Here is a 1,919-nt window from a genome sequence, read left to right on the forward strand (position 1 = left end):
CTTCAGGTTGAGCTGGTTCGGCCACCAGTCACGGTTGGTCCCACCCTCGGTCGGGTGGTTGAAGCGCCCGGCCGAGACCGGGCACCCGCCCGCGCTTTCCTCATTCATCTCACCGACGCGGGTGTCATGGCTGTCAGACACAGGGGTCCTTCCGGGATCAGAGCGTGTGCTCAGGAACTGATTGCGGTGGAGCAGCCGGGGCACAGGCCCCAGTAGATGACCTCGGCCTCGTCGATCACGAAGCCGTGGTCGTTGGACGCGGTCAGGCAGGGCGCCTCGCCGACCGCGCAGTCGACGTCAGCGACGACACCGCACGACCGGCACACGACATGGTGGTGGTTGTCCCCGACGCGTCCCTCGAACCGGGCCGGGCTGCCGGCCGGTTCGATGCGGCGTACGAGTCCCGCCGCAGTGAGCGCGTGAAGGGCCTCGTACACGGCTTGAAGGGAGATATGCCCTACGCGATCGCGCACCCCGGAGGCGAGCGCCTCGACGCCGAGGTGGTCACCGTCCCGGACGGTCTCGAGCAGTGCGACGCGGGCGGCCGTCACCCGCAGGCCGGCACCGCGCAGCTCCTCGGCGATGGTCGGGCTCTTGGGTGCGGTCATGGCGCTAAACCTATCTTCATAAATGCGAACGATCCAAGAGAACGAATAATCCAAGTCTAGGTGCCCCGTCAGGCAACGTTCGCCCCGTCATGGCACTGCGTGCGTTCACCGCTTCGCTCCGCAAGGAGATCGGCAACGAATAACCTTGATGGACGCTTGACCGGGAGGATGATGCGTCGATGGCGGAGTTCGATCCTGAGGCGATACGCGTGGTGGCCTGCGACATTTTCGGTACGACCGTCGACTGGCGTACGGGTGTCGCCGAGCAGGTGGCCGAGATCGCCGCGGCCCGAGGTGTGGATCTGGACGCCGGCGGGTTCGCCGACGCCTGGCGTGACCGCTACCCGCCGTCCATGCAGCGTGTCAACCGCGCCGAACGCGACTGGGCCTACCTCGACACCCTGCACCGGGAGTCACTGGACGAACTGCTCGACGAGCACGGTGTCGCCCATGCCTTCGACGATCTCGCACGCCAGGAGCTCGTCCACACCTGGCATCGGCTCCCCGCCTGGGAGGACGCGGTCGAGGGACTGTCGCGGCTGCGGGATCGCCATGTCCTGGTCGCTCTGTCCAACGGCGGGTTCGCGCTGCTGACGCACCTCGTCAAGGCCGCCCGGCTGCCGTTCGACGCCGTTCTGTCCGCCGAGCTGGCCCGCGCCTACAAACCCGCGGCGCGCGCCTACCTGACCGCCGCCGAACTCCTCGACGTCGAGCCTGCCCGCATCCTCATGGTCGCCGCTCACGCATGGGACATCGACGGAGCCCGCAATGCCGGACTGCGCACCGCGTTCCTCGAGCGGCCACGGGAGAAGGGCCCGCACCGCACCGCCGACCGCGCGGCCGACGTCACCAGTGATCTCGCCGTCTCCGGATTCCGTGAACTCGCCGACAGCCTCGGATGCTGAACTGACGAGGCTGTGTCGGCCGCGATTGTGTACGTACTGACCAGTGGCCACGCGTACGGCCGAATGCTTTACAGCGCGATGTCGAACCAGGTGGTCCGGCCCTCATCCTCGAGTTGCGTACGCCAGCCATCGGCGAGTTCTTCGACGATGTGCAGGCCGTGGCCGCTCTCCCTGAAGCCGCTCCGCCGTACCTCCGGCTCGGTGCTCGCGCCGCCCTCGTCCACCACGTAGACGCGGAGCCGATCCGCACGTACGTGGACGGCGACCAGGACGTGACCACCCTTGCCCGAATCGGTGTGGAGGATGCAGTTGGTGACCAGCTCACTGGCGCACACCTCGACCCGGTCCAGCGCAGGATGATCGGCGCCGAGCACGTCACGCAGGAAGCGGCGGACCTCCCCCACCG

General features: G+C 67.8%; 3 protein-coding genes. 1 reads left to right on the forward strand and 2 read right to left on the reverse strand.

Translation table 11 applies throughout. From position 1 onward, the window contains the following. Nucleotides 1-170 precede the first annotated feature (170 nt). On the reverse strand, nucleotides 171-608 hold the full coding sequence (locus tag VGP60_RS37545; RefSeq protein WP_327552973.1) for a Fur family transcriptional regulator: 438 nt from the start codon (nucleotides 606-608) through the stop codon (nucleotides 171-173). 179 nt (nucleotides 609-787) lie between these two features. On the opposite strand from VGP60_RS37545, the gene VGP60_RS37550 reads away from it, so the two are divergent. Beyond that, nucleotides 788-1,513, forward strand: coding sequence for a haloacid dehalogenase type II (locus tag VGP60_RS37550; protein WP_327552974.1), 726 nt, complete (start codon nucleotides 788-790; stop codon nucleotides 1,511-1,513). 68 nt (nucleotides 1,514-1,581) lie between these two features. On the opposite strand, the gene VGP60_RS37555 is transcribed toward VGP60_RS37550, so the two are convergent. Continuing rightward, a partial coding sequence (locus VGP60_RS37555; RefSeq protein WP_327552975.1) for an ATP-binding protein occupies nucleotides 1,582-1,919 on the reverse strand: 338 nt, incomplete at its 5' end.

The organism is Amycolatopsis sp., from assembly GCF_036008905.1.
In the GTDB taxonomy this organism is placed as follows: Bacteria; Actinomycetota; Actinomycetes; order Mycobacteriales; family Pseudonocardiaceae; genus Amycolatopsis.

Coding starts and splice junctions, on each gene's coding strand:
- VGP60_RS37545 (WP_327552973.1), bottom strand. CDS start 608: ATGACCGCACCCAAGAGCCCGACCATCGCCGAGGAGCTGCGCGGTGCC.
- VGP60_RS37550 (WP_327552974.1), top strand. CDS start 788: ATGGCGGAGTTCGATCCTGAGGCGATACGCGTGGTGGCCTGCGACATT.